This is a genomic window from Atopobium sp. oral taxon 810 str. F0209 (assembly GCF_000466405.1).
In the GTDB taxonomy this organism is placed as follows: domain Bacteria; phylum Actinomycetota; class Coriobacteriia; order Coriobacteriales; family Atopobiaceae; genus Olegusella.
Genome location: NZ_KE952963.1, coordinates 19,216 through 26,227, shown reverse-complemented (window position 1 = coordinate 26,227; position 7,012 = coordinate 19,216). Strand labels below are relative to the sequence as shown.

The following is a 7,012-nucleotide window of genomic DNA, read 5'->3' as shown; positions in this document are numbered from 1 at the left end:
TTTTTCTGAAATAGAACGTGGCGTTTGACAAGCAGAACGATGCTGATTGAAGAGATGTGTGGCTTTTGGCAAACAAAGCTGTGTTGATTGAAAGAGTATGTGGCGTTTGGCATGTAGAGCCGCGTTATTTGAAATAATCCGTGGCGTTTGACAAGCAGAGCTGACCTGCTAGGTGAGGCCAAAAACACTGTATTGTGACCAGAAATCGCAGCTCCAGCATACAAAACACCGTTTGCGACAAATTAATTTCTTGATAAATCATCTACCAGAGGTTTTGTAAAAGGCAAATTCGTGTTTTGGTGTTCTTGCAATTTTAGAAGTCACGAAAGGGTGCTTTTGCGGTGGTAGTGACATACGAAATGATATTTACTTGGTAGCAGATAGTTGATACACAAGTCTCACACGCGTGGATAAATGTGGGGTTCTACCTGTGCTCGCACGTTAGAACCAAACACAGTTTAATGTGCCGATGCTGAAGTCAAAGATTTAAGTTAGCTAAGGTTGATAAATGTAAAAGAAGGAATACCTTAGTAAAAGTTAGCCATGGTTATCTTTAGGATAAGGATAGAAAGTGGAGGTAGGTAATGAATAGGATGACGACTCTTGCAGCTTCGGGCATTTCTTTTGCTCTAGCAGCAACTCTTGCACTGACGGGCTGTGGTGGCAACAATACTCCAACACCTGCTGGATCTGCTGGTTCCTCTGCTGGTAGTGCAAGTAGCTCACAGAGTGCTACCCAGACCGTTAGTCTTTCTGATTGGGCAGGTACCTGGAATGGTTTTTCTGCTTACCTAAGCAATCCCGAGCTCGATAGTACCTTTAAGGAAGTGGGCGAGCGAGACAAGAAGTCTGCCGATGAGGTAAAGAAGGACTTCTCTGCCAAGGTAAAGGCCGACTTTGACGGTCTTAAGGTTGAGGGCGATACCATCACCTTCCTTGATGGCTTTGAGGATAAGGGCGGCAAGGAACTTACCCATGCTGAGTATCACTTCAAGGAAGCACGCAAGGTGGAGCATGGTGGACACCAGTTGGAGTGGGATGTTTTTGAGGCAAGCGATCCTCAGGCAGAATATCCCGTACTGCTGATGATGCCTGTGCACGGCGAAGAAGAGATGGTCCACTTCCACATGCGCTATGGCAAGAATGTCGACGAGCTGATGGCTGCTGACGATTGGTATCCCACCTTTGTTAAGCCCAATACCACACTTGAACAGGTCAAGGGCGAAATCAAGGAGTAACGCGCATACAGAGCCTGCGTTGGCTATCGAAACCCCCAGCTTTCGGCAGCCACTTTGCTCTCTTTGGCTGCGTTTTGCGTGGGAAAAGATGCTGCAAGGAGTTTTTATGCACTACACAAGAAGAGACTTTCTGAATATGTGTACCGGGGCGTGTTTGTTGCCTCTTATGGGGGCATCGCTTGCTGCATGTAAAAAAACGTCGCATGTACCTGCTGGGAGTCCCTTGGCTTACGCATCATTTTTCCCCGTGTATGACCTTGCGCGCGAGGTGGCAGGAGATGCGGTAGAGATACGCTCGTTTATGCCTGCGAATAAAGATCCTCATCTGTGGGAACCAACTCCCAAGGCTTTGCGTGACCTTTCAGCAGCTCATTTGCTCATTATCAATGGCGCCAATATGGAGCATTGGGTCGACCAAGTGCGTGACAACATTCCAGCACTCCCCATGCTTAGGCTCTCGGATAGCGTTGATTTGATTACCTATAAAGGTGCTGCTGCAATGGGTGAGTTTCAGTATATGGCGCGACTTGAAGTCAAGCCGGGTACCTACGGCTTTGAATTTGGTCATACTCACCAAGACATCATGCGTGTTGCTTTTATCCAAGCATCGGCAGATACCTCCGAAAAAGAACTCATCAGACTTGGCCGTGAGGTTATGAGTAAGCAGGGCAAAGTTGTTGTCCAGCACTCCACCATAGATGTTCAAGCAAACGAAGTGTATGCACTTGAAATGGGACACGAGAGTGGCTATATCGGCTTTACGCTGCCTAAAGGCAAAGATTGGCTCTTAGTTTCTGATCGCGCATCGGAAGATTTGCTTTCCTATCGTTTGGTTACCAAAGAAAATGGCGATGAGATTCCTGTAAAGCAGGTAGTAGAAGGTGCTTCTTCAGGACATGACAAGGTCACGTTTGACCCACACTCATGGCTTTCGCTCAAAAATGCAAAGCATTACTGCAATCTCATTTGTGACTGTTTGAGCAAGCAGTTCCCTGATGGAGAACGTGGCTTCAGAAAAAACAAAGTCGATGTGGTGTCACGTCTGACTGAGCTTGATGCGGAGTATCAAGACAAATTTGCAGGTCTAAAGCGTCGAGAGTTTGTAGTTACACACAATGCCTATGCTTATCTCTGCTGTGACTTTGGTATCAGGCATTTTCCTCTTCAGGGACTCACATCCACCGAGGCTCCCGCCCTAAAAACCGTGCGAAAAGCAGTGGAATTCTGTCGCAGCCATGACGTTAACACGGTGTTCTATGAGCTTGGTGCATCGTCTAAGGGAGCGGATGCAGTTGCAGGTGAAATCGGAGGACATGCCGCTCCTCTGGCTTCGATGGAATATGTGAGTGAAGAGCAGGGCGCTGAGCTGCACGGTTATGTCGAAATCATGCGTTCGAATCTCGAAGCTATCTATCAGTCCTTGGTTTAGGAGGGCAGATGAACGCCGTTGAAGTATGTGATCTGAGCTTTGGCTATACAGCAGAGTCAGTGTTGAAAAAAATATCCCTGAGCGTCGCCGAAGGTACATCTTGTTGCATTACAGGCGAGAATGGCTCGGGCAAGTCGACCCTGCTCAAACTGATTTTGGGTGAGCTGAAGCTGCGCGAGGGTAAGATTTTAGTTTTTGGTGAGCCTGCATCACATATGAGCAATCCTCGTTGTATTGCATATGTGCCCCAAGCAAATGTCATGGACAAGGTGGCATTTCCTACAACTTGCCGCGAGATGGTATCGCTAGGTCTTTATGGTGACTTTGGTTTTATCAAAATACCGCGCAAACGTCAGTTTGAGCGAGCGGAGCAGGCTTTGGCTGATATGGGATTAGCGGCATATGCACGCGTGCCTTTTAACGAGCTTTCGGGTGGATTGCAACAACGTGTCATGATTACGCGCGCGCTTATCAACGACCCCAAACTCCTTGTGCTTGATGAGCCTACGGCAGGTGTGGATAGTGGAAGCAAGATTTGCTTCCTTGAGCTGTTAGATCGCGTACGAGCAGAACGAGGTATTAGCACGCTTTTGGTGTCACATGAGCTAGAGCTTGTGTCGGCGCATATGAAGTTGGATGCGACCTGGCGAATTGTAGATGGGAGGATTACCCATGCTTGAGTTTGATTTTATGCGGCGCACTTTGCTTGCGGGCGTGATGTTGGCAGTCGCATTACCTCTGATTGGCATTGTGATGATTAATCGCAAGACCTCGATGGTAAGTGATGCATTATCCCATGTGTCTTTGTTGGGTGTGGGTATCGGTCTGATGGGTGGCTTTGATCCCGTACTGGGTGCGGTAGCAAGCTGTGTAGCGGCGGCTTTTATGATTGAGGCCGTTCGTGCGCGCTTGCCGCATTTTGGGGACATGTCTGTTGCAGTCATCATGAGTGCTGGGTTGGGTTTGGCTGTCATTTTGGCGGACTTAGCTCCAGGTGGTAATACTTTTGAATCCTATCTTTTTGGCTCGATTGCTTCGGTGACTTTAATTGATTTGCTTTGGACAGCAGTGGTGTTTCTTGCCGTTGTAGCTGTAAGCATTATTTGTTATGCGGCTCTGTTGGATTTAGCGGTAGATGTAACCTTGGCGCGACTGGCAGGTGTCAAAGTTGGTGTAGTCAACGGCATTTTCACCTTGCTTTCTGCGATTACGATTGGTCTTGCATGCAAGGTTGTGGGCGCACTGTTGGTAGTATCTTTGGTCACACTGCCAGTAGCGACCGCTCTGCTTGTTAGCCGTAGTTACAAGCAGACTTGCATTTTGTCGGTGGTTTTAGGCGTGATTTATACATTCTGTGGCTTGAGTTTTTCGTATTACTACGATGTCCGACCGGGTGGCGCCATCGTGGTTGCTGCGGTTATTGGTATCATTTTGTTTACCATTTACGGGCGTCTGCGTCGTCGGCCCAAAACTATGGTAGAAGCTGGTGCTGTAGAAGCCAGTGTTCCCACAAAAATAAACAAAACAGCAGCGGCGGGGGAGTAGAACTTCTTTTTTGCTTTGCTTGGTAGAAGGAATTATGTAGCGCTTTGCTTTTTTGCTAGACAGCAGAAGGGTGGAGCGCTATGCTTTAGCAGAAAGTATGAACATATGCTCATACATTGTCTAGGAGGACAAGATGAGTGAGATAAAAAAGCAACAAAGTTGTGACTGCAAGGAAGAAAAGCAGTGCCATTGCCACGAGGAAAAGCACGAACACAGCCACGATTGCCACTGCCACGAAGGGCATGATCACGACCATGTGCATGATTGCTCAGGCGATAGTAGCCATAATCATGATTGTTGCCATAACGAAAAAGGTCATAGCCATGGATGCTGCTGTGGTGATTTTAGCCATCCTCGCAATGAAGATGAGGAAAATCCCAAGGCTAAGCTTAGCCGTATCATTGCTTCTTCCATCCTCTTGCTAATTTGTGTGATTGTCGAGCGTACATTTGTGCCTTCAATGTGGGTTCGCCTTGCGGTGTTTGCCGTGCCATATGTAGTTGCAGGCTACGATGTGTTGGCAGCGGCTTGGCAAGGCATTCGCGACCATGATCCTTTTGACGAGAGTTTATTGATGGCTGTGTCAACGCTGGGTGCCTTTGCAATCGGTTTTTTGCCTGGCGGCTCGCCTGAATTTGCTGAGGCTGTCTTTGTCATGCTTTTTTATCAGGTAGGAGAACTCATCCAAGATTCTGCAGTGGATAAGAGCCGTGATTCCATTGAAGAGCTTATGGATATCCGCCCTGATGCTGCCAATGTCGAGCGTGCAGGAGAAGTGGTGACCGTGGCTCCTGCAGAGGTAGCGCTAGGTGAGCTTATTATTATTCGCCCTGGTGAGCGCGTGCCTTTGGACGGCATTGTTGTTGAGGGTAATTCAAGTTTAGATACCGTTGCTCTTACTGGTGAGAGTCTTCCGCGAACTATTGGTATAGGTGATGAAGCAATTTCAGGCTGTGTTAACCAATCGGGCACCTTGCGTGTACGCGTGACAAGCAGTGCCGGCGAATCCACAGCAAGTCGTATTTTGGATTTGGTTGAGGGCGCCCGCGAACGCAAGTCTCACTCTGAGCGTTTTATCACGCGTTTTGCGCATTACTACACTCCTCTTGTAGTATTTGCTGCATTGGCGCTTGCTATCTTGCCGCCATTGGTATCTGGTAACTTTGTTGTCACTTTTCCCACATGGGCGCTACGCGCTTTGACTTTCTTGGTTGTGAGTTGCCCCTGCGCTTTGATGGTGTCAGTACCCTTATCTTTCTTTGGTGGCTTGGGCGGAGCTTCGCGCCAGGGTATCTTGATTAAGGGGGGCAATTATCTTGAGGCTCTTGCAGCAGTTGATACTGTTGCTTTTGACAAAACAGGTACATTGACGTGCGGTGCCTTTAAAGTGACCGCAGTACATGATATTGCCTGTGTTGAGGCGGGGGAATACAGCAATGGTCGTGGCTATGCTGGCCTTGATGCTTGCGATGAAGATGAGCGTCGCCTGTTGCATCTTGCAGCTCATGTTGAGAGCTTTTCGACCCATCCCATCGCGCTTGCTTTGCGTCAGGCTTATCCAGAAACAGATGATGATTGCAAAGTAAGTACTGCTAGCGAAATCGCTGGTCAAGGTGTTGTTGCAACTGTTGATGGCAGACGAGTCGCTGTAGGTAACGAACGACTTATGGAAACAGAAGGTGCGCGTTTTCATCGCTGTGAGCATGCAGGTGCTGCGGGTACGGTTATCCATGTTGCAATTGATGGTGTTTATGCTGGTCATGTTGTTATTGCTGATGAGATCAAAACTGATGCGGCCGAGTCAATTCTGGCAATGAGGGAAGCCGGAGTTACAAAAACGGTCATGCTCACCGGAGACCGCCAACAGACCGCGGCTGAAGTTGCTGGCAAAGTCGGTGTTGACGAATACCATGCAGAACTCCTTCCTGGCGATAAGGTCAAACAAGTCGAGCGTCTGCTTGCTGCTGAAAAGACTGGCGGGAAGCTTGCTTTTGTTGGTGATGGCATCAATGATGCTCCAGTTTTGGCGCGTGCAGATGTGGGTATCGCGATGGGCGCACTTGGATCAGATGCTGCTATCGAGGCGGCGGACGTTGTACTGATGGACGATAGACCTTCGCAGATTGCTATTGCCATTCGTATTGCTCGTGGCACTATGCGTATCGCTCGCCAAAATATTTTCTTTGCTTTGGCTATTAAACTAGCGATTCTGGCGTTGGCTGCGGTGGGCTTGGCTCCTATGTGGCTCGCAGTCTTTGGAGATGTAGGCGTTATGATTCTTTGTGTGCTTAATGCAACTCGTGCATTGCGCTTGAGCTAGATGCCTTTTAGGTCCTGAGCTGTTCTTTCTACTCCGTTGTAAGTTCAACTCGCAACGGAGTTTCTTTACCTGCATTTATAACGCTACTTGTCAAAAGCAATAAACTGTTTCAATCAGCATTGCTCTACTTGTCAAACGCCACGCATTCTTTCAAACAACATGGTTTTGCTTGCCAAACGCCACATTCTGTTTCAGAAAAAATGTCAAAAGCCACACTCTATTTCAAAGAGCCTGACGTTTGCGCAGGTAGATTTTTCTCGCGTGAAGAGGGGCCTTCACGTTTTCGCAGGTAGATTTTTTGGGCGTGAAGAGATGTGTGGCTTTTGGCTAAAAAAGTGAAGTAGAACGTGGCGTTTGGCACCCAGGGTGAAATAGAGTGTGGCTTTTGGCACGTAGGACTGCGACAGTTGAAACGATATGTGGCTTTTGGCACTCGGCATGAAGCAGAACGTGGCGTTTGGCATCTGGCGTGAAATGAAA

The 7,012-nt window shown here is 48.2% G+C and carries 5 protein-coding genes; all 5 read left to right on the top strand.

Annotated features, from left to right (window positions below; translation table 11 throughout):
• The first annotated feature begins 584 nt into the window (after positions 1-584).
• The 5 genes from HMPREF9069_RS07115 to HMPREF9069_RS07095 all read left to right on the top strand — a co-directional run bounded on the left by HMPREF9069_RS07115 (position 585) and on the right by HMPREF9069_RS07095 (position 6,532).
• Positions 585-1,238 carry a ZinT/AdcA family metal-binding protein gene (locus tag HMPREF9069_RS07115; protein ID WP_021626549.1) on the top strand — a complete coding sequence of 218 codons (654 nt, stop codon included), beginning with the start codon at positions 585-587 and terminating at the stop codon, positions 1,236-1,238.
• A 223-nt stretch (positions 1,239-1,461) separates the two neighbouring features.
• Positions 1,462-2,667: a metal ABC transporter solute-binding protein, Zn/Mn family gene (locus HMPREF9069_RS07110; RefSeq protein WP_198009737.1), complete on the top strand. Its 1,206-nt coding sequence runs from the start codon at positions 1,462-1,464 to the stop codon at positions 2,665-2,667.
• 8 nt (positions 2,668-2,675) lie between these two features.
• The gene (locus tag HMPREF9069_RS07105) at positions 2,676-3,347 is read left to right on the top strand and encodes a metal ABC transporter ATP-binding protein (RefSeq protein ID WP_021626547.1); all 672 of its coding nucleotides are present in this window, start codon (positions 2,676-2,678) and stop codon (positions 3,345-3,347) included.
• Positions 3,340-4,212, top strand: coding sequence for a metal ABC transporter permease (locus HMPREF9069_RS07100; protein WP_021626546.1), 873 nt, complete (start codon positions 3,340-3,342; stop codon positions 4,210-4,212). Before HMPREF9069_RS07105 ends, HMPREF9069_RS07100 begins: the two co-directional genes overlap by 8 nt.
• A 133-nt stretch (positions 4,213-4,345) precedes the next feature.
• Entirely contained in the window at positions 4,346-6,532 is a 2,187-nt protein-coding gene (locus HMPREF9069_RS07095; RefSeq protein ID WP_084170355.1) for a heavy metal translocating P-type ATPase, read from the top strand.
• Positions 6,533-7,012: the final 480 nt, after the last annotated feature.

What these genes read in the sequence shown, in the direction of transcription:
- HMPREF9069_RS07115 (WP_021626549.1), top strand. Translation starts at nt 585, where the DNA reads ATGAATAGGATGACGACTCTTGCAGCTTCGGGCATTTCTTTTGCTCTA.
- HMPREF9069_RS07105 (WP_021626547.1), top strand. Translation starts at nt 2,676, where the DNA reads ATGAACGCCGTTGAAGTATGTGATCTGAGCTTTGGCTATACAGCAGAG.
- HMPREF9069_RS07100 (WP_021626546.1), top strand. Translation starts at nt 3,340, where the DNA reads ATGCTTGAGTTTGATTTTATGCGGCGCACTTTGCTTGCGGGCGTGATG.
- HMPREF9069_RS07095 (WP_084170355.1), top strand. Translation starts at nt 4,346, where the DNA reads ATGAGTGAGATAAAAAAGCAACAAAGTTGTGACTGCAAGGAAGAAAAG.